The 19,054-nt window shown below is 69.6% G+C and carries 20 protein-coding genes; 4 read left to right on the top strand and 16 right to left on the bottom strand.

Features of this window, described 5'->3' with window-relative positions; all coding sequences use genetic code 11:
* On the top strand, positions 1 to 278 hold a 278-nt coding region (locus QM634_RS08360), incomplete at its 5' end, for a hypothetical protein (protein WP_415042318.1).
* A 216-nt stretch (positions 279 to 494) separates the two neighbouring features.
* Here QM634_RS08360 and murA read toward each other — a convergent pair.
* The 16 genes from murA to rpmE all read right to left on the bottom strand — a co-directional run bounded on the left by murA (position 495) and on the right by rpmE (position 14,212).
* Positions 495 to 1,751 carry a UDP-N-acetylglucosamine 1-carboxyvinyltransferase gene (gene murA, locus QM634_RS08365; RefSeq protein WP_415042319.1) on the bottom strand — a complete coding sequence of 419 codons (1,257 nt, stop codon included), beginning with the start codon at positions 1,749 to 1,751 and terminating at the stop codon, positions 495 to 497.
* Positions 1,752 to 1,760: 9 nt separating this feature from the next.
* Positions 1,761 to 2,228, bottom strand: coding sequence for a DUF2550 domain-containing protein (locus tag QM634_RS08370; RefSeq protein WP_415042320.1), 468 nt, complete (start codon positions 2,226 to 2,228; stop codon positions 1,761 to 1,763).
* A 55-nt stretch (positions 2,229 to 2,283) separates the two neighbouring features.
* The gene (locus tag QM634_RS08375) at positions 2,284 to 2,664 is read right to left on the bottom strand and encodes a F0F1 ATP synthase subunit epsilon (protein WP_415042321.1); all 381 of its coding nucleotides are present in this window, start codon (positions 2,662 to 2,664) and stop codon (positions 2,284 to 2,286) included.
* Positions 2,665 to 2,670: 6 nt separating this feature from the next.
* A complete protein-coding gene (atpD, locus tag QM634_RS08380; RefSeq protein ID WP_415042322.1) occupies positions 2,671 to 4,119 on the bottom strand; it encodes a F0F1 ATP synthase subunit beta in 1,449 nt (482 codons plus the stop codon).
* A 46-nt stretch (positions 4,120 to 4,165) separates the two neighbouring features.
* Complete coding sequence (locus tag QM634_RS08385; protein WP_415042323.1) at positions 4,166 to 5,116, bottom strand: F0F1 ATP synthase subunit gamma; 951 nt, start codon at positions 5,114 to 5,116, stop codon at positions 4,166 to 4,168.
* A 3-nt stretch (positions 5,117 to 5,119) separates the two neighbouring features.
* A complete protein-coding gene (gene atpA / locus QM634_RS08390; RefSeq protein WP_415042324.1) occupies positions 5,120 to 6,757 on the bottom strand; it encodes a F0F1 ATP synthase subunit alpha in 1,638 nt (545 codons plus the stop codon).
* Between the two features lie 63 nt (positions 6,758 to 6,820).
* A complete protein-coding gene (locus QM634_RS08395) occupies positions 6,821 to 7,615 on the bottom strand; it encodes a F0F1 ATP synthase subunit delta (protein ID WP_415042325.1) in 795 nt (264 codons plus the stop codon).
* 28 nt (positions 7,616 to 7,643) lie between these two features.
* Positions 7,644 to 8,195, bottom strand: a complete 552-nt coding sequence (locus QM634_RS08400) for a F0F1 ATP synthase subunit B (protein WP_415042326.1) — start codon at positions 8,193 to 8,195, stop codon at positions 7,644 to 7,646.
* A 13-nt stretch (positions 8,196 to 8,208) separates the two neighbouring features.
* A complete protein-coding gene (locus QM634_RS08405) occupies positions 8,209 to 8,469 on the bottom strand; it encodes an ATP synthase F0 subunit C (RefSeq protein WP_415042327.1) in 261 nt (86 codons plus the stop codon).
* An 85-nt stretch (positions 8,470 to 8,554) separates the two neighbouring features.
* Positions 8,555 to 9,409, bottom strand: coding sequence for a F0F1 ATP synthase subunit A (atpB, locus tag QM634_RS08410; protein WP_415042328.1), 855 nt, complete (start codon positions 9,407 to 9,409; stop codon positions 8,555 to 8,557).
* A gap of 189 nt (positions 9,410 to 9,598) precedes the next feature.
* Positions 9,599 to 10,057: a hypothetical protein gene (locus QM634_RS08415; RefSeq protein ID WP_415042329.1), complete on the bottom strand. Its 459-nt coding sequence runs from the start codon at positions 10,055 to 10,057 to the stop codon at positions 9,599 to 9,601.
* Between the two features lie 10 nt (positions 10,058 to 10,067).
* Positions 10,068 to 11,228, bottom strand: a complete 1,161-nt coding sequence (locus tag QM634_RS08420; protein WP_415042330.1) for an MraY family glycosyltransferase — start codon at positions 11,226 to 11,228, stop codon at positions 10,068 to 10,070.
* Complete coding sequence (locus tag QM634_RS08425; RefSeq protein WP_415042331.1) at positions 11,225 to 11,887, bottom strand: L-threonylcarbamoyladenylate synthase; 663 nt, start codon at positions 11,885 to 11,887, stop codon at positions 11,225 to 11,227. Before QM634_RS08425 ends, QM634_RS08420 begins: the two co-directional genes overlap by 4 nt.
* A 4-nt stretch (positions 11,888 to 11,891) precedes the next feature.
* The gene (locus QM634_RS08430; protein ID WP_415042332.1) at positions 11,892 to 12,803 is read right to left on the bottom strand and encodes a N5-glutamine methyltransferase family protein; all 912 of its coding nucleotides are present in this window, start codon (positions 12,801 to 12,803) and stop codon (positions 11,892 to 11,894) included.
* A 9-nt stretch (positions 12,804 to 12,812) separates the two neighbouring features.
* Positions 12,813 to 13,889 (bottom strand): peptide chain release factor 1, encoded by a 1,077-nt coding sequence (gene prfA / locus QM634_RS08435; protein ID WP_415042333.1) that lies wholly within the window; start codon positions 13,887 to 13,889, stop codon positions 12,813 to 12,815.
* Positions 13,890 to 13,981: 92 nt separating this feature from the next.
* Positions 13,982 to 14,212 (bottom strand): 50S ribosomal protein L31, encoded by a 231-nt coding sequence (gene rpmE / locus QM634_RS08440; protein WP_415042334.1) that lies wholly within the window; start codon positions 14,210 to 14,212, stop codon positions 13,982 to 13,984.
* Positions 14,213 to 14,471: 259 nt separating this feature from the next.
* Here rpmE and QM634_RS08445 point away from each other — a divergent pair, with 259 nt between their 5' ends.
* The 3 genes from QM634_RS08445 (at position 14,472) to QM634_RS08455 (ending at position 19,037) form a co-directional block, all read left to right on the top strand.
* Complete coding sequence (locus QM634_RS08445) at positions 14,472 to 16,214, top strand: sulfite reductase subunit alpha (protein WP_415042335.1); 1,743 nt, start codon at positions 14,472 to 14,474, stop codon at positions 16,212 to 16,214.
* Positions 16,215 to 16,305: 91 nt separating this feature from the next.
* Positions 16,306 to 18,111 (top strand): sulfite reductase subunit alpha, encoded by a 1,806-nt coding sequence (locus tag QM634_RS08450; RefSeq protein WP_415042336.1) that lies wholly within the window; start codon positions 16,306 to 16,308, stop codon positions 18,109 to 18,111.
* On the top strand, positions 18,111 to 19,037 hold the full coding sequence (locus QM634_RS08455; protein ID WP_415042337.1) for a heme transporter: 927 nt from the start codon (positions 18,111 to 18,113) through the stop codon (positions 19,035 to 19,037). The genes QM634_RS08450 and QM634_RS08455 overlap by 1 nt, the downstream gene beginning before the upstream one ends.
* Positions 19,038 to 19,054 lie beyond the last annotated feature (17 nt).

A 19,054-nucleotide genomic window follows, 5' to 3' on the forward strand; every position in this document is an offset into this window, starting at 1 on the left:
CTCTCCATGAAAAAACAAAGAAAACACCAACCAAAAAAGCCGGCATCCTCAGAACAATCCTCACAGAGGCAAAAACCCCAGCAAAAACAATCCAAAAAACAAACTGGCATCAAAAACAAGACACCAAAAAAAATTGGCATCAAACAAACAAAAATGTCACACACTATCGAGTTCTCAAAGAACACACACCTGCCGGCGCCACCCCGTTCGGGGCGCTCTCCAGCAAGCTGGTTGTTTTGGGTGTTGACCCCGCATTTGGGGCAACTCTCCCATCCTAACAGGCGCGAGCCAGTGCGGCAAACATGCGTTTGCCGCACCAAGATCGATCGGGCTGTTCGGAAGTGTCAACGCGGAACCCGGTTTCCCTATTCCCGGCCGGTCCCTCGCGGGTCCTGCCGGCGGCGCCGTGGCGCGCTGACTTGTACGAAAGTACGCACTTGTGACGGGTGGGTCAACTCCAGGTTGCGTGACGTCGACCACACGGGGTGAAACCCCTAGTCGGAGGCCCGCTCGATGACCCCGCCGAGGCGGCGCAGCTGCGCTACGAAGTCCGGATAGCCGCGGTCGATGTGCTCGACGTCGTGCACCTCGGTGATCCCGTCGGCGACCAGACCGGCCAGGACCAGACCCGCCCCCGCACGGATGTCCGAGGACCAGACCGGGGCGCTGGAGAGCCGCTCCACCCCGCGGATGACCGCGTGATGGCCGTCGGTGCGCGCATCGGCGCCCAGCCGGACCATCTCCTCGACGAAGCGGAACCGCGCCTCGAAGACGTTCTCGGTGACCACCGACATCCCCTCGGCGACGGCCGCCAGGCCAATCACCATCGGCTGGACGTCCGTGGGGAACCCCGGGTACGGCAGCGTCGAGACGTTGATCGCCTGCGGTCTGCCCTCCTGGCGCACCCGGAACCCGTCGTCGAAGCGATCGACCTGCGCCCCGGCGTCGACGAGCTTGTTGAGCACCAGCGCCAGGTGATCGGGCGAGATGCCGCGGACCGTCACGTCGCCCCGCGTCATCGCCGCGGCTATCCCCCAGGTGGCCGCCACGATGCGGTCGCCGACGACCCGGTGGGCGGTGGGCTTGAGCTCGGACACGCCGGTGACCGTCAGCGTCGACGTCCCGGCCCCCTCGATCTGCGCACCCATCTGGGTGAGCATCTCGCACAGGTCGATGATCTCGGGCTCGCGCGCGGCGTTGTCGACCGTCGTCACCCCGTCCGCCAGCACGGCCGCCATCAGGATGTTCTCGGTGGCGCCCACCGACGGGAACTCGAGGGCGATGGGGGCACCGACGAGCTTGTCCGCCGAAGCGACCACGCAGCCGTGTTCGATCGAACTCTCCGCGCCCATGGCCCGCAGACCGGTCTGGTGCATGTCGAGCGGCCGGGAGCCGATCGCATCGCCGCCGGGCAGGGCCACGACCGCCCGGTGGCAGCGGGCCATCAGCGGACCCAGCACGCACACCGAGGCGCGGAACTGCTTCACCGCGTCGAAGTCGGCGTGATAGCTGGGCATCGCCGGGGACACGATGGTCACCCGGTCGCCGTCGACGGTGACGTCGGCCCCCAGGCCGCGCAGCACGTCGGCCATCAGCGGCACGTCGGCGATGTCGGGCGAATTGGTCAGCACCGTGGTGCCCTCGGCCAGCAGCGCAGCGGCCATCAGCTTCAGGACGCTGTTCTTGGCGCCGGTCACCTGCACTTCGCCGCTCAGCCGGGCCCCACCGGTCACCAGAAAGCGATCACTCACCCTCGTAGCTTATCCAGTGCGCCGCCGGGCCCGCTGCGGCGGGGAGGACTCCAACCACGCCTGCAGGGCCGTCAGCGCATCGGGCGTCATCGCGAGCTCATAGGCGCCGCCCGCCCCGTCGGCGCCGGGTGCCAACTCGATCACGACCATCCCCTCGAGGATCTCCTGCTCGGTGCCGCGGGGCGTGCGCCGCCCCACGATGGTCATCGCACTGCGGACCAGCGTGACCGTCGGTCCGAGCCGGAACGTCACGAGCCGGTAGTAGACGAGGGTGTCGTCGCCGTAGTGCGCCGATCCGTGCCGCCAGCCCGCATCCTCGGCCGCCGGAATCGGCCGCAGCAGGATCGGGGTGCCCATCCGTCGCATCTCCGACAGTCGGTAGAGCGCCACCGCCATGACCAGGACCGCGACGACGAGTGCGCCGGCGAGCGCGATGAGTCCGGTGACCATCAGGCCGCCGACACCGGACACAGACACCAATCGCCCGTCCGGGTGCGCGGCACCGGGGCGGGCGATTGGCTGTTGCTCACGACTACCTGTTGAGCGCGGCGGCGGCCGACAGGCGCGACTTGGCGAGCTGATGCCGCTCGCTGCCCGCCTCGGCCGACTCCAGCGCCGACTCCTCGGCGGTCACGTCGACATCGTGGGCCCATTCGGCCGTCTCGGCCAGAATGGTCACGACCTCGGCCGCGACGGAGAGGAAGCCGCCGGTCACCGCGGCCACGCGGCGATCGCCGTCGGCCTCGGTGATCGCGACGTAACCGCCCTCGGTCAGCTGACCCAACAGCGGCGCGTGGCCGGCCAGGATGCCGACCTCGCCGTCGGTGGTCTGCGCGACGAGCATGGTCGCCTCATCGGAGTAGAGGCGCTCGTCCGCCGAGACGATCTCGACCCGGAAGCTCTTGTCCGCCATGGACCGCTACTTTCCTTCGATCTTCTTCGCCGCGGCCTCGACGTCGTCGAGCCCGCCACAGCTGTTGAACGCCTGCTCGGGCAGGTGGTCGAACTCGCCCTTGCACACGCGGTCGAAAGCCTCGATGGTGTCGGCCAGCGGCACGACCGAGCCCTTCTGACCGGTGAACTTCTCGGCGACGAGGAAGTTCTGGCCGAGGAACTTCTGGATGCGGCGCGCGCGGGCGACGGTGACCTTGTCCTCTTCGGAGAGCTCGTCCATGCCGAGGATGGCGATGATGTCCTGCAGCTCCTTGTACTTCTGCAGGATGCGCTTGACCTCGTTGGCGACGCGGAAGTGCTCGTCGCCGACGATGGAGGCCTCCAGGATGCGCGACGTCGAGGTCAGCGGATCCACCGCCGGGTAGATGCCCAGCTGCGAGATCGGGCGCGAGAGCTCGGTGGTGGCGTCCAGGTGGGCGAAGGTCGTCGCCGGGGCCGGGTCGGTGTAGTCGTCGGCGGGGACGTAGATCGCCTGCAGCGAGGTGATCGAACGGCCCTTGGTCGACGTGATGCGCTCCTGGAGCTCACCCATCTCGTCGGCCAGGGTCGGCTGGTAGCCGACCGCGGACGGCATGCGGCCGAGCAGGGTCGAGACCTCGGAGCCGGCCTGGGTGAAACGGAAGATGTTGTCGATGAACAGCAGCACGTCCTGGTGCTGCACGTCGCGGAAGTACTCGGCCATGGTGAGGGCCGACAGGGCGACGCGCATACGCGTCCCCGGCGGCTCGTCCATCTGGCCGAACACCAGCGCGGTGTCCTGGAGGACGCCCATCTCCTCCATCTCGAGGTGGAGGTCGGTGCCCTCACGCGTGCGCTCACCGACGCCGGCGAACACCGAGGTGCCGGAGAACTCGCGCGCGATACGGGTGATCATCTCCTGGATGAGGACGGTCTTGCCGACGCCGGCGCCGCCGAACAGGCCGATCTTGCCGCCCTTCACGTACGGGGTCAGCAGGTCGATGACCTTGATGCCGGTCTCGAGGATCTCGGTCTTGCCCTCGAGCTGGTCGAAGGCCGGGGGCTTGCGGTGGATGCCCCACTGCTCGCCGTCGCGACCGGTGCCCGGCGCGTCCAGGCAGTCGCCGAGCGCGTTGAACACGTGGCCCTTGACCACGTCGCCGACGGGCACCGAGATCGGCTTGCCGGTGTCGGTGACGGCGGCGCCGCGGACCAGGCCGTCGGTCGGCTGCATCGAGATCGCGCGCACGACGTTGTCGCCGAGGTGCTGGGCGACCTCGAGGGTCAGGGTCTTGGCCACTGCCTCGAGGGAAATCTCGCAGTGCAGCGCGTTGAACAGGTCTGGGATCGCGCCGCGCGGGAACTCGACGTCGACGACGGGGCCGATGACGCGGGCGACGCGGCCCACGCCGGAGGCCGACGCGCCCTTCTTGTCTGCCTTTACTGCTGCGGTCATGGTTGTTTCTCTTTCCTCGGTATGTCTGTTGCTAGTCGGGGCCGGATCAGTGCGAGAGCGCTTCGACGCCGCCCACGATCTCGCTGATCTCCTGCGTGATCTGGGCCTGGCGGGCCTGGTTGGCCTGACGGGACAGGGTCTTCTCGAGCTCGGTCGCGTTGTCGGTCGCGGCCTTCATGGCGGTCCGGCGGGCCGCGTTCTCCGACGCCGCCGAATCCAGCAGGGCGGCGAAGATGCGCGACGCGACGTACCGCGGGAGCAGTGCGTCCAGCAGCTCCTTGGGCTCCGGCTCGAAATCGATCTCCGGCCCGACCTCGGCATCGGTGTTGGAGTCCAGCAGGTCCTCACCGGTGTCCAGGTGCTCGATCTCCAGCTCCACGTCGATCGGCGCCATGCGGCGGACCGTCGGGCGCTGGGTCAGCATCGAGACGAAGCGCGTGTAGACCACGTGCAGTTCGTCGTAGCCGTCCACGTCCTCGCCGTCGAGCTCGACCTTCTCGTCCGAGCCGGCGAGGAACGCGTCCACCAGGTGCTTGATCGCACCGTTGATGTCGGCGAACACCGGCTGCTGGGAGAACCCGGTCCAGCTGGCGACGATCGGGCGGTCGCGGAACGTGTAGTAGCCCACGCCCTTGCGGCCCATCACGTAGAGCACCGGCTCCTTGCCCTCCGACTTGAGGAGGTTGATGAGCTCCTCGGTCTCGCGCAACACGTTGGAGTTGTAGCCACCGCACTGCCCGCTGTCGGAGGTGACGACCAGGATCGCCGCCCGGCGCGGGTTCTCCCGCGCGGTGAGCAGCGGGGAGTCCAGCGAGACCGATGCGCTGGCCAGCGTGGTGACCACCTTGGTGATCTCCTGCGCGTAGGGCCGCGCCGCGGCCACCCGGGCTTGCGCCTTGGTGATCCGCGAGGTCGCGATCAGTTCCTGCGCCTTGGTGATCTTCTTGGTCGATTGGATCGACCGGATCCGCGAGCGCAGCTCCCGAATGGTTGCCATTGCCTACTTCTTCTTCTTGGTCACTTTGATGGTCTCGGGCTCGACCTCGTCGGCGTCGAGGGCCGGAGCCTCGGGATCATTGACGACGCGGGTCCCGTCGCTGGCGACGAAGCCCTCCTTGAAGTTGTTGGTCGCCTTCGTCAGCTTCGCGATGTCCTTGTCGCTGAGCGCACCGCCGCCGGCGATGTTCTTGTAGACGTCCTTGGCGCTGTGGTGCAGGTCGGCCAGCAGCTCGGCCTCGAAGCGGCGGATGTCGTCCACCGGCACCGAGTCCATGAAGCCCTCGCCACACAGGTACAGCGAGACGATCTGGTCCTCGACCGCCACCGGGCTGTACTGGTCCTGCTTGAGCAGCTCGACCCAGCGGGCACCGCGCTCGAGCTGCGCCTTCGACGCGGCGTCGAGGTCCGAGGCGAAGGCCGAGAAGGCCTCCAGCTCGCGGTACTGGGCCAGCTCCAGACGCAGCGAACCGGACACCTTCTTGAGGCCCTTGGTCTGCGCGGCGCCACCGACGCGGGACACCGAGATGCCGACGTTGATGGCCGGGCGGACGCCCTTGTTGAAGAGGTCCGACTCGAGGAAGACCTGGCCGTCGGTGATCGAGATGACGTTGGTCGGGATGAACGCCGAGACGTCGTTGGCCTTGGTCTCGATGATCGGCAGACCGGTCATCGAACCGCCGCCCATCTCGTCGGACAGCTTCGCGCAACGCTCGAGCAGGCGCGAGTGCAGGTAGAAGACGTCACCCGGGTATGCCTCGCGGCCCGGCGGGCGGCGCAGCAGCAGCGAGATGGCGCGGTAGGCCTCGGCCTGCTTGGACAGGTCGTCGAAGACGATGAGGACGTGCTTGCCGGCGTACATCCAGTGCTGGCCCAGGGCCGAACCGGTGTACGGGGCCAGCCACTTGAAGCCGGCCGAGTCGGACGCGGGGGCCGCGACGATGGTGGTGTACTCCATCGCGCCGGCCTCTTCCAGCGCCGACTTGACGCCGGCGATGGTCGAACCCTTCTGACCGATGGCGACGTAGATGCAGCGGACCTGCTTCTCCGGGTCGCCGGTCGCCCAGTTGTCCTTCTGGTTCAGGATCGCGTCGATGCAGACGGCGGTCTTGCCGGTCTTGCGGTCGCCGATGACCAGCTGGCGCTGGCCGCGGCCGATCGCGGTCATCGCGTCGATCGCCTTGATGCCGGTGGCCAGGGACTCCTCGACCGGCTGGCGCTCGAGCACGGTCGCGGCCTGCAGCTCGAGGACGCGGTCGGCCTCGGCCTTGATCGGGCCCAGGCCGTCGATCGGGGCGCCGAGCGGATCGATCACGCGGCCGAGGAAGTCGTCGCCGACCGGCACCGACAGCACGTTGCCGGTCCGCTTGACCTCCTGGCCCTCCTCGATGTTCTCGTAGTCACCGAGGATGACGGCGCCGACCTCGTCGAGGTCGAGGTTCAGGGCCACGCCACGGATGCCGCCGGGGAACTCCAGCAGCTCGTTGGCCATCGCGCCCGGCAGGCCGCTGACGTGGGCGATGCCGTCGCCGGTGTCCACGACCGTGCCCACCTCTTCGCGGGTGGAGGCCGTGTCCACCTCCTTGGTGTACGAACTGAGCGCGCTCCGAATCTCATCGGAGGAGATGGTCAACTCCGCCATGTGCTTACTCTTCCTGGCTCTGGTGATCGGGTGTCGATCAAGGTTGGTATGGGTTTGTGGGTGCTAGCGCAGGCCGCGGCGCACGGCGGCGAACTTGCCGGCGACACTGCCGTCGATCTGCTCGTTGCCGATGCGGACGACGACGCCGCCCAGGAGTTCCGGGTCGATGTCGACGTGCAGCGTGACCGGCGAGCCGATGTCGGCCTCGAGGTCCTTGGCCAGCTTCGAGCGCTGCGCGTCGGAGAGCTCGGTCGCCGAGCGCACGTGGGCCACGCGGCGCCCGCCGATGCCCGCCGCGGTGTCGGCGAGCCGGGCCAGTGCGTCGGCCGGCTTCTCCTCCGACCGCTCGATGGCGTCGACGGCGAGCCTCTCGGTCACCGGGTTCACCTTGCCGGCGATCAGCTTGCCGATCAGGCCGGCCCGGTCCTGTGGGCTGCGGGCCCGGTCGGACAGGGCCTGCTCGAGCTCGGGCGTGTTGGCCACGGTGCGCCCCAGACGGAACAGCTCGTCCTCGACCGTGTCGGCGTCCCCGGCCGCCGACGCCGAGCGCAGCAGCGCTTCGACGCCGAGGTCGTGGATGCCCGAGGCCAGGTCCGACGAGGTAGACCACTGACCGCCGGCGGCCGCGGCGACCACGTCGGCCGCGTCCGAGGAGACCTTGCCCTTGAGCACGGCCCGCGCGACGTCGCCGCGCTGTGCCGGCGGCACCGCCGCCTCGGTCAGCGCGCCGAGCAGCTCCCGGTTGCCGCCGACGAGTCGGGCGACCGCCAGCAGCTGGTCACCGGTGTCGGCCTTGGGCGCCGAATCCAGCGCCGTGCGGGCCTGCGCGAGAGCCTCTCGAGAGGATGCTGCGTACATCTACCTTTTCGTTCCTGTCTCGTTGCCGCTACTTCGAGTCGAGCTCGGCGAGGAAGCGGTCGACGGTGGCCGAGGCCTTGGCGGGATCGCCCAGCGACTGACCGGTCAGCTTCTCGGCCAGGTCGATCGACATCTTGCCGAGGTCGCCGCGCAGCTCGGACACCACCTGCTGGCGGGAGGCCTCGAGCTGCTGGTTGCCGGCGGCGACGATGCGATCGGACTCCGACTGGGCGGTGGCCGTCGCATCGGCGATGATCTGCTGGCCCTGGGTGCGCGCGTCCTCGCGGATGGCATTCGCCTCTTCGCGGGCACCGGCGAGCTGCTCGCGGTACTTGGCCTTCTCGGCGTTGGCCTCGGCCTGTGCGGCCTCGGCGCGCTCGATGCCGCCCTCGATCGCGTCCCGGCGCTCGTCGAGCACCTTCTGGTAGTTCGGGATCACGAACTTCCAGAAGACGAAGAGAACGATGGCGAACGCGACCAACGACCAGACGATGTCGTAGGTGTGCGGGAGGAGCGGGTTGTGCTTCTCCTCGCCCCCCTCGGCTGCCAGGAGCAGCGTCAGTTCGGTTGCGTTGATCATGTCGTCTCTCGGATCAGAAAATGAAGCCGGCGACGATGCCGATCAGCGCCAGCGCCTCCGACAGTGCGATGCCGAGGAACATGGTGGTGCGGATCTGGCCGGCGAGCTCGGGCTGACGGGCGATGCCCTCGATGGCCTTGCCGGCCACGATGCCCACGCCGATGCCCGGGCCGATGGCGGCGAGGCCGTAGCCGATGGCGCCGAAGCCCTTGCCGGTGGTCGTGGAATCAGCCAGGGTCGCGGTGTCGGCGAGGGTCTGGGCGATGTAGCTCATTTGCTATTCCCTTTCTAAATGGCTCCCCATCCGGGCGGATGAGCAGTCAGGTTCTGTTGTTGCGTAGGTCGGTTCGGTCGGTCGGTCAGTGCGAGTCGGCGTGGATCGACTGGTCGATGTACACGGCGGTCAGCAGCGAGAAGATGTAGGCCTGCAGCGCGATCACCAGGAGCTCGAAGAAGGTGAAGGCGACGCCGACCACCAGGGCCGGGAGTCCGAACACCGCCATCCAGTTCTTCGCCTCGAAGAAGAAGAACTGGGTGGCCGCGAAGAACAGCACCAGCATGATGTGGCCGGCCAGCATGTTGGCCATGAGACGGACGGTCAGCGTGAACGGCCGCAGGATGAAGGTCGAGATGAACTCGATCGGGATCAGCAGGAAGTGGATCGGCAGCGGCACGCCCGGCAGGACCGTCGAGGCCTTGATGAACCCGAAGAAGCCGTACTTGCGGAAGCCCACCCACAGGTAGGTGATGTAGGCGACGGCGGCCATCACCATCGGCATGCCGATGCGCGCGTTCGACGAGATGTTCAGGAACGGGATGATCGAGGTCAGGTTCAGGAAGATCGTCGCGAAGAAGATCGATGCGATGATCGGCAGGTACTTGCGGCCGTTGTCCTTGCCCAGGATCTCCTCGGCGATCTGCACGCGGACGAAGTCCAGCATGCTCTCGGCGACGTTCTGGATGCCCCGCGGGATCAGCTTGGGGCTGCGCATCGCGAAGAAGAAGAACAGCGACACGACCAGCACCACGCCCAGGCGGATGAGCATGAGACGGTCGAGCGCGAACGGCGTACCGGCAAACAGGACCTGCTCGGGAAAGAAGTCGTCGAGCGTCGGTGCGTGGAACTCACCGGATTCGGCCAAGAAGGTGATCAGCGTTCTCTCCCGTGGTCGGGCCCGGTTGCCGCGGTGACGGCGCCGGGTTCGATCGGACATTCTCCGCAGGTGCGGAGCACAGACAGGGGTGGCGCTTCTGGGGGCGGATCCGCATCCAGGGGCGCTGCCATCTTCTGTTTGATGTGATCAAAACCTTATCAAGTCCTGATCAGCCGCAGGTCCACCGGGGTGGTAATTGGTCGGTAAACCCGACTACGACACAGTGTAGTAGCTGTTCAGGGGCTCGCGCTACTCCGTCGACGCGTCGTCGGCGACTTCGTCGACGTACGGGACGCGGGTGCGCAGGATCCCGTACATCTCGGCGCCCAGGACGATGACGATCGCCCCGATGAGCATGCTGACGAGTGCGCCCTTGCTGTAGAAGTCCATGTTCTTGAGCACCGCCAGCAGGGCGATGACGGCGACCATCTTGACGAACCAGGAGCCCATGATCACGTACATGGAGGTGAACGGCGGCAGCTTCGAGGTGGTGAGGACGATCAGGAGCGTCACGAGGATGAAACCGCCGCCGACGCCCGCGCCGATGAGCACCCCCCACAGTCCCGGGGTGCCGGCGGACGGCCACCACACCGCCAGCCCGATCACGGTGAGCGCGACCAGTCCGATCAGCCCGTAGCGCAGGCCCGCCTTGAGGGCGCCGAGCGGATCGGTGAACGCGCGAACGATGTCCGGGGTGTCCTCTGCCATGGCGACCAGTCTAAGAGCTGCGGAACAGGCGCACGATGCGCGGCAGGAAGGTGAAGGTCAGCGCGACGACCAGCCCGACGGCGAAGGCCGGGCCCACGACCCGCAACGGCATCACGGTGCTCGCCGCGACCGAGAGCGCCAGCACGCCGACCCACAGGTAGATCAAGAGCGCGACGCGCGCCTGGGAGTGGCCGAGCTCCAGGAGCCGGTGGTGCAGGTGCATCTTGTCCGGCGTGTAGAAGCCGACGCCGGCACGGGTGCGCCGCACGATGGCCATCAGCATGTCCAGCATCGGGATGAACATGATCGCGGCCACCAGGATCAGCGGCGACAGCAGGGTGAACACGTCGGCCGTTCCGTAGGCGTAACCGGGGTTCTGCGCCGACGCACTGGCCGCGGCCAGCATCAGGCCGATGAGCATCGCACCGGAATCCCCCATGAAGATCCGCGCCGGGCTGAAGTTGTGCGGCAAGAAGCCCAGGCAGGCTCCGGCGAGGGCGACGGTGATCAGTGCGGGCGGGTAGAAGTTCGCCGCTCCCCCGTTGTCACGCAGCTGGCCCAGGGAGAACAGGCAGATGGCCAGCGCCGCGACGAGGCCCAGGCCGGCGGCCAGGCCGTCGAGCCCGTCGATGAAGTTGATGGCGTTGATGGTCGCCACCGTGATGACGACGGTCAGCACACCGGCCTGCACCTGGTCGAGCGAGAGGATGCCGATCGGGCCGGGGACGCTGAACACGCGCCACGTCACGCCCATGATCACCAGCACTCCGGCGGCGGTCACCTGGCCGGCGAACTTGGTCAGCGCGTCCAGGCCCCACCGGTCGTCGATCACGCCGACCAGCACGATCACCAGGCCGGCGACCACGACCGCGCGCATGTGGGTGCTGTAGGCGAAGCCGCGGTTGAGCGCCGGCAGCTGCGCCGCCAGCGCGATCGCGGCGACCGCGCCGATGTACATGCCCACGCCGCCCAGGCGCGGGGTCGGGATGACGTGGACGTCGCGGGCGCGCGGCACGGCGACGGCTCCGGCGCGGATCGCGAAGACGCGCACCAGTGAGGTGATCAGGAACGTCACGGCAGTCGCCGTCGCACCGACGAGGACCAACTCGCGCAACGGGACACCCGCCCCCGACGGGGCGGCGCCCGATGGCACGGCGAGGAAGTCGATCATCCGGCGGCGCCCCGCAGGTCGGCCGCGTCGAGGTCGAGCACCTCGGCGATCTTCTCGGCGCTGATGGCGCCCTCGCGCAGGATGCGGGGCGTCGGGCCGGTGACGTCGACGATCGTCGACGCCGTCGCCGCGGCCGACGGGCCGCCGTCGAGGTAGACCGACACCGACTCACCGAGCTGCTCGCGGGCGTCGTCGGCAGTCGTGGCCGGTGGTCGGCCGGACACGTTGGCGCTGGACACGGCCATGGGGCCGACCTCGCGCAGCACCTCGATGGCGACCGGGTGGAGTGGCATCCGCAGCATCACGGTGCCGTCGGTGTCGCCCAGGTCCCAGGCCAACGACGGGGCCTGCTGGACGACCAGCGACAGCCCGCCCGGCCAGAAGGCGCGGGTGAGCTCGCGCGCGGCGAGCGGGACCGACAGCACCAGGCCGTCGATGGTGTGCCAGGAGCCGACCAGGACGGGCACCGGCATGTCGCGGCCGCGCCCCTTGGCGGCCAGCAGCGCGGCCACCGCGTCGGCGTCGAAGGCGTCGCAACCGATGCCGTAAAGGGTGTCCGTGGGCAGCACCACCAACCGGCCCGAGCGGGCGGCGCCGACGGCCGCCGCGATGCCCGCGGAGCGGGACTGCGGCTCGGTGCAGTCGTAGACGGTACTCACCGTTTCATCCTTGCACAGCGGTCACGAACCGCTGCGTACCGGCGAGGTCGGTGCGCTGGTGCACCCGGTCGAACCCGGCGGCGGTCAGCGCGTCGGCGACCGCGCCGCCGGTCGTGTCGTCGTGCTCGATGCCGACACCGGTGCCCGGCGCACCCAGCGCGCGCATCGCCGCGAGCATCGGCGCGATCACCGACATCCCGTCGACGCCCCCGAACACGGCCTGGTGCGGGTCGGCCGCCACCTCCGGCTCGACCTCGGTCGGCGTCCCGCCGGTCACGGTCGGCACGTACGGCGGATTGGCGACGATCAGGTCCAGCCGGGCGCCGACGGGCCATCCGAGTGGACCGGCTTGCTCCTCGATCGCCGCGGCGAGCGCATCGGGTTCGGTGACGTCGGCGGCGACGACCGCGAGCCGCGCGGCCACGTCGATAGGCTGGGCCGCGATGTTGCGCCGCAGCCAGCCGCGCGCGGAGTCGGCCAGCTCCACCACCAGCACGCGCACGTCCGGCCGTGCGGTCGCCAGACCGATGCCCAGGGCGCCGCTGCCCGCACAGAAGTCGGCCACCAGCGCCCCCGCCGGCGCCGCCCCGATGGCCCACTCCAGGAGCAGCTCGGTCTCCGGTCGCGGGATGAAGACCCCGGGCCCGACGGCCAACTCGACCACCGCGTCGCCGGCGGCGAACTCGACCCGGCCGATGATGTGTTGGAGGGGTTCGCGCCGTTCCCGGCGCGCGACCAGTTCGGTGAACCGCGCGGCGTTCGCGTCGTCGACCTCGTCGACGAGCGGCAAACGGCCCCGATCGGTGCGCAGCGCATGGGCCAGCAGCCACTGCGCGTCGGCCTGCGCGGAGTCGACTCCGGCGGCCGCGAGGCGGATGGTGGCGTCGGCGATCAGGGTGTTGGCGCGGGTGGGCACGCGACGGCCTTACTCGGCGGCCAGGCGGGCCTGTTTGTCCGCTTCGACGAGCGCGTCGAGCAGCGCGTCCATGTCGCCGGCGAGCACCGAGTCGAGGTTGTTGGCCTTGTAGCCGATGCGGTGGTCGGCGATCCGGTTCTCCGGGAAGTTGTAGGTGCGGATCCGCTCGGAGCGGTCCACCGTGCGGATCTGCGCGGCCCGCCCCTCGGCGGCCGCCGCGGCGGCCTCCTCCTCGGCCGCCGCCTGCAGGCGTGCCGCGAGCACCTGCATGGCACGAGCCTTGTTCTGCAGCTGCGACCGCTCGTTCTGGCAGGTGACGACGATGCCCGTCGGCAGGTGGGTCAGGCGCACGGCCGAGTCGGTGGTGTTGACGCCCTGACCGCCCTTGCCCGAGCTGCGGTAGACGTCGACGCGCAGGTCCTTCTCGTCGATGGCGACTTCCTCGACCTCGTCGGGCTCGGGGTAGACCAGTACGCCCGCCGCCGAGGTGTGGATGCGGCCCTGCGACTCGGTGACCGGCACGCGCTGGACGCGGTGCACGCCGCCCTCGAACTTCAACCTGGACCAGACGCCGTCGCGGGTGGCCTGCGGGGCGCGCACCGAGAGCGTCGCCTCCTTGTACCCGCCGAGATCGGACTCGGTCACGCCCAGGATCTGGGCCTTCCAGCCGTGGCGCTCGCAGTACTTGAGGTACATGCGGACCAGGTCGGCGGCGAACAGCGCCGACTCCTCGCCACCGGCGCCGGGGCGCACCTCGAGCACGACGTCGTCGGCGTCGTGCGGGTCGCGCGGGGCGAGCAGGTCGGTCAGCGCGGCGTCGAGGTCGGCGACCTGCTGCTGCAGGGCCGGGATCTCGTCGGCGAAGGAGGGGTCGTCATCGGCGAGTTCGGTGGCCGCGGCCAGGTCGTCGCGGGCGGCGCTGAGCTTGGTGTAGGTGGACATCACCGGGCCGAGCTCGGCGAAGCGCTTGGCGACGCGGCGCGCGTTCGCGGCGTCGTCGTGCAGCGACGGGTCCGAGAGCTGGGTCTCCAGTCCCGCGTACTCGGCGAGGATGTCGTCGATCGCCGACGGTTGCTCGGTGGCCATGGCCGCTCGTCCTTCCCCTGGTGACGGTTCGTCAGAAAACACCAACGGCGCCCGGGCGCGTGCGATGCACGTGCCGGGCGCCGTGGAAAGAGCTAGCTGTCGGCGGTGGCCTTCTTCTCGCGCTTGCCGTAGCGCTTCTCGAAGCGGGCGACGCGGCCGCCGGTGTCGAGGATCTTCTGCTTGCCGGTGTAGAACGGGTGGCACTGCGAGCAGACCTCGACGTTGATGTGCCCGTCCTTCTTGGTGCTGCGGGTCTCGAACGTGTTGCCGCAACCGCACACGACCGTGGTGGCCACGTACTCCGGGTGGATGTCCTTCTTCATGGTGTCCCTTTCGTGGTCGCCGGGTCACCCGCGCTGAGCTGCCTCGGGTGTGAACCGGAACCGGACTTGATTCGACGATCCAGTATGCCACGCGGGGTGCGCCGCCGAAAAATCGCGGCGACCTCGACGCCGGCCGGGTCGTGAACCGTGCAACAGTGCCTGTTGCCACCGCATTCCCGACCGATACATTGGAACGGCCGTTTTGCCCCCGCCGGGGCCGACCGCCACCGACATCGCCGACCGATAGGGATCGATACCCGTGGACCTGCTCGCCTCACCCCCCACGCCCGAAGCTCCCCTGACCGGCGAGCAGAAGGCGTGGCTCGAGGGCTACCTCGCCGGGTTGAAGGCGCGGCCGGACCTCACCGCCCCCGGCGGCGGCGAGCAGCTGCTCATCCTCTACGGCACCCAGTCGGGCAACGCCGAGTGGGTCGCGGTGCAGGCCCAGCGGCTGGCCGCGAACCGCGGGCTGGTCAGCCGGGTCGCCGACATGGAGGAGATCGCACTGGCCGATCTGCCGGCGGCGGGCAAGATCCTCGTCGTCGTGTCGACCTACGGCGAGGGCGACGCCCCCGACGACACCGCCGACCTGTGGAAGGCGGTCGCCCGGGGTGATGCGCCGCGACTCGACGGCGTCGAGTTCGCCGTCTGCGGCCTCGGCGACTCGGGCTACGACGGCTTCTGCCAGACCGCGGTGAACCTCGACGGCCGGTTCGCCGAGCTCGGCGGCAAGCGGATGGTGCCGCGCGCCGAGTGCGACGCCAACTTCCAGCAGACCGCCGACGAATGGCTCCCCCGCGCCCTGGACGCGCTGGCCGGGATCAAGCCGGCGGTCGAGCCCGCGCCAGCCTCGCCCGCGGAGGCCAAGCCCGCGAAGAAGGCCGCGTGGAGCCGGCGCAACCCCTATCCGGCGACGATCCTGGCGAACCGGGTGCTGTCGGGCCCCGGATCGGCCAAGGAGGTGCGCCACATCGAGATCTCCCTCGGCGACAGCGGCATCGCCTACGAGCCCGGCGACGGTCTCTCGGTCATGCCGGTCAACGACCCCGCGCTGGTGGAGCTGATCATCGGGCGCCTGGGTGCGACCGGCGACGAGATGATCGCCGACCGGCGCAGCGAGCGCACTCTCCGCGAGGCGTTGACCAGCCACTACGAGATCTCCACGGCGTCGAAATACCTCGTCGACTACGTGGCGTCGCGCAGCGGCGACGCCGAGTTGACCCACCTGTCGGAGACCGGTGACCGCGAGGCGCTCGAGGCCTGGCTCTGGGGGCGCGACGTGCTCGACGTCCTCAACGTCGACCCGTCGCTGACGATCACCCCGGAGGAACTGCTCGGCGAACTGCGCCCACTCGCCCCGCGCGCGTATTCGATCGCCTCCTCCCCCGCGACCCACGCCGGAGCCGTGCACATCACGATGGCGGCCGTGCGCTACCGCTCCTTCGACCGCGATCACGGCGGCTGCTCGAGCACCTATCTGGCCGACCGCCGCGCCGTCGGCGAACAGGTCGGCGTGTTCATCACGCCGAACCGCTCCTTCCGCCTGCCCGCCGACGACGTGCCGATCATCATGATCGGCCCCGGCACCGGCATCGCCCCCTTCCGCGCCTTCCTGCACGAGCGGGCCGCCCGCGGCGCATCGGGCGAGAACTGGCTCTTCTTCGGCGACCAGCGGCGCGAGTTCGACTACGCCTATGCCGACGAGATCGAGAGGTTCGTCGCCGACGGTGTGCTGACCCGCCTCGACCTCGCCTTCTCCCGCGACCAGGCGCACAAGGACTACGTCCAGCACCGGATGGCCGAGAACGGCGCAGAGCTCTACTCCTGGCTCGAGCGCGGCGCCCTGGTCTACGTCTGCGGCGACGCCACGCGGATGGCCCACGACGTCGACGAGGCGCTGCACGAGATCGTGGCCGAGCACGGCGGCCTCGACGACGAGGGCGCGGCGCACTACGTCGACGAGCTCAAGACCGGCAAGCGCTACCTTCGCGACGTGTACTGAGCACCACCGCCTCACCGGGTGCGCCCACAGCTACCGGCGAGTAACAGGGTGACCTAACTTAGGTTAGTGTTGGCTAAGCTATCCTCATGGGATGGACGTGCCCACCTATCCCGTCGGCGCCCCGCCGCGCGAGCAACACGCGTGGCTCGACGGCTTCCGCGCCGGCGCCCGCTTGGCCGCTCCCCCGTCCGCGCTGCCCGAGGCGACCGCGCCGCCGGAACCGGCGGCCGGCCCCGGCGAACTGCTGATCATCTACGGCACCCAGAGCGGCAACGCCGAGTGGATCGCCGACCAGGCCAAGGACAAGGCCCAGGACCTGGGATTCGAGGCCACCCTGGCCGACATGGGTGAGGCGGACCTGGACCTGGTCATGTCCGCCCGCAAGCTCCTGGTCGTGATCTCCACCTACGGCGAGGGCGACATGCCCGACGACGCCGAGGATCTGTGGCAGGAGATCGCCGGACCCGACGCGCCGCGCGTCGAGGGGATGAGCTTCGCCGTGTGCGGCCTGGGCGACTCGATCTACGACGGCTTCTGCCAGGCGGCCAAGAACATCGACGGGCGGCTCGCCGAACTCGGCGCCACCCGGGTCATCGACCGGGTGGACTGCGACGTGGACTTCCAGAAGCCCGCCGACGCGTGGCTGCCCGACGCGCTGGACGCGCTCCTCGCGGCCGGCGGGGCGCCGGTCGCCGCCCCGTCCTCCCCCGCCGCCGACCCGGTCGCCGCGGCACCGATCATCGAGGTCGTCGAAGCGGGTGAGCCGGCCACCGACGGACCGTGGGGGCGCAAGAACCCCTATCCGGCGACCGTCGTCGCCAACACCGTCCTCTCCGGCCCGGCTTCGGCCAAGGAGGTCCGCCACCTGGTCGTGTCGCTGGGCGACAGCGGCATCGACTACGAGCCGGGCGACGGCCTCAGCGTGCACGCCGTCAACGACGACGCCCTCGTCGACCTGGTCCTGGCGCGCCTGCGCGCCACCGGCGACGAGGTCATCGTCGACCGCAAGGCGCAGCGGACGCTGCGGGAGGCCCTCACCCACGACTACGAGCTCACCACCGCGTCGAAGTACCTGGTCGACTACATCGCCTCGCGCAGCGGCGACGACGAGCTGACCCACCTGTCAGCGACCGGCGACCACGAGGCGCTCGACGCGTGGCTGTGGGGGCGCGACGTGCCGGATCTGCTCGACGTCGACCCGTCGCTGACCATCACCCCCGAGGAGTTGCTGGGCGCGCTGCGGCCGCTGACCCCGCGCGTCTACTCGATCTCGTCGTCGCCGCGGGCGCACGCGGGCACCGTGCACCTGACCGTTGCGACGGTCCGCCACCATTCGCAGGGACGCGATCGCGGTGGCGCCTGCTCGACCTACCTGGCCGACCGCCGCGGTGAGGGCGAGCCACTGGCCGTGCACCTCACGCCCAACAAGTCCTTCCGGCTGCCGGGCGACGACGTGCCGATCATCATGATCGGTCCGGGCACCGGCGTCGCCCCGTTCCGCTCCTTCCTGCACGAGCGCGCCGCCCGCGGCGCGTCGGGCGAGAACTGGCTCTTCTTCGGCGACCAGCACCGCCAGTCGGACTTCCTGTACCGGGACGAGTTCGCCCGGTTCACCGACGACGGGCTGTTGACCCGCCTCGACCTCGCCTTCTCCCGCGACCAGGACCACAAGGTGTACGTGCAGGACCGGATGCGCGAGCACGGCGCCGAGCTGTACCGCTGGCTCCAGCGCGGCGCGCACGTGTACGTCTGCGGCGACGCCACCCGGATGGCCCGCGACGTGGACGCCGCGCTGCTCGAGATCATCGCCAAGGAGGGCGGGATGGACGAGGCGGACGCGGTGCACCGCGTCGAGGAACTCAAGAAGGACCACCGCTACAACAGGGACGTGTACTGATGTCGATCACCACCGATCTACAGCGGCTGCTGGCCGCTCCCGAGACGACCGCGACGGTCGTCGACCGACCGGCTGGAGCCGTGCTCGCCGATTTGCCGCTGTTGCAGGACGTCGTCGGCGTGACCGCCGCGGGTCCGGTCATCACCAACGATCTCGGTCCGCACCACCGCCCGGCACGTCGAGGGGATCCGCTGCGCCCCGGCGGCGCAGACATCGCCCTGCGCGCCGAACCGGACTTCCTGACCACCGTGCTGGTCACCGAGCCCACCGCGCAGATCCCGCCCACGGTGCGGTTCTTCGACGGCGACGGCAACGCCGCGCACATCACCTACCTCGTCGACGGCTCGGACCGGCTGGCCTTCGAGACGCTGCGCATGTCCCGCCCGTCGGACGTCGACCTGCGCGACCTCATCGGCGACGAGCGGACGATCGATGTGACGGCACGCGGCGCGGCCGACGACAGCGGACTCCCCGAGGATCAACTGGCGCTGTTCGACGCGATCCTGCAGGACTGCGGGCGCAGGCGGCCGCAGACGCTGGAGGGACGCGAGGGATGCCACCGGGTACCGGTCCGGGCGGCCGCGGCGGCACTCGCGCACGCCGCGCTGCTGGCGATGCCGGTGACGACGTGCACGGCGGCCCCCGGGTGCCTGCAGATCCGGCACGACCGGTTCGACGGCTCGCGCGAGCACGCCGGGTCGATGGTGCTCGCCGCCGGAACGGCGCGCACGATGATCAACCTCAACCTCGTCGGCCAGTGCTGGGTCACGCGCGCCGAGGGCGTGTGGGGGCCCACCGGCGCGATCGAACTCTACGACCGTCGCGGACGCTGCTGCTTCGTCGCGACGCAGACCGGCCCGGTCCACCCGTCGTCGCACGACGGCTGGCAGGACCTGGTCGACGATCTCGCCGACACGCGCCGCTAGGGCGCGCGCCGGGTCCG

The organism is Gordonia sp. (in: high G+C Gram-positive bacteria), from assembly GCF_047606305.1.
GTDB lineage: Bacteria > Actinomycetota > Actinomycetes > Mycobacteriales > Mycobacteriaceae > Gordonia.

Coding starts and splice junctions, on each gene's coding strand:
- QM634_RS08375 (WP_415042321.1), bottom strand. CDS start 2,664: ATGGCGGACAAGAGCTTCCGGGTCGAGATCGTCTCGGCGGACGAGCGC.
- atpD (WP_415042322.1), bottom strand. CDS start 4,119: ATGACCGCAGCAGTAAAGGCAGACAAGAAGGGCGCGTCGGCCTCCGGC.
- QM634_RS08385 (WP_415042323.1), bottom strand. CDS start 5,116: ATGGCAACCATTCGGGAGCTGCGCTCGCGGATCCGGTCGATCCAATCG.
- atpA (WP_415042324.1), bottom strand. CDS start 6,757: ATGGCGGAGTTGACCATCTCCTCCGATGAGATTCGGAGCGCGCTCAGT.
- QM634_RS08395 (WP_415042325.1), bottom strand. CDS start 7,615: ATGTACGCAGCATCCTCTCGAGAGGCTCTCGCGCAGGCCCGCACGGCG.
- QM634_RS08400 (WP_415042326.1), bottom strand. CDS start 8,195: ATGATCAACGCAACCGAACTGACGCTGCTCCTGGCAGCCGAGGGGGGC.
- QM634_RS08405 (WP_415042327.1), bottom strand. CDS start 8,469: ATGAGCTACATCGCCCAGACCCTCGCCGACACCGCGACCCTGGCTGAT.
- atpB (WP_415042328.1), bottom strand. CDS start 9,409: ATGTCCGATCGAACCCGGCGCCGTCACCGCGGCAACCGGGCCCGACCA.
- QM634_RS08415 (WP_415042329.1), bottom strand. CDS start 10,057: ATGGCAGAGGACACCCCGGACATCGTTCGCGCGTTCACCGATCCGCTC.
- QM634_RS08420 (WP_415042330.1), bottom strand. CDS start 11,228: ATGATCGACTTCCTCGCCGTGCCATCGGGCGCCGCCCCGTCGGGGGCG.
- prfA (WP_415042333.1), bottom strand. CDS start 13,889: ATGGCCACCGAGCAACCGTCGGCGATCGACGACATCCTCGCCGAGTAC.
- rpmE (WP_415042334.1), bottom strand. CDS start 14,212: ATGAAGAAGGACATCCACCCGGAGTACGTGGCCACCACGGTCGTGTGC.
- QM634_RS08450 (WP_415042336.1), top strand. CDS start 16,306: ATGGACGTGCCCACCTATCCCGTCGGCGCCCCGCCGCGCGAGCAACAC.
- QM634_RS08455 (WP_415042337.1), top strand. CDS start 18,111: ATGTCGATCACCACCGATCTACAGCGGCTGCTGGCCGCTCCCGAGACG.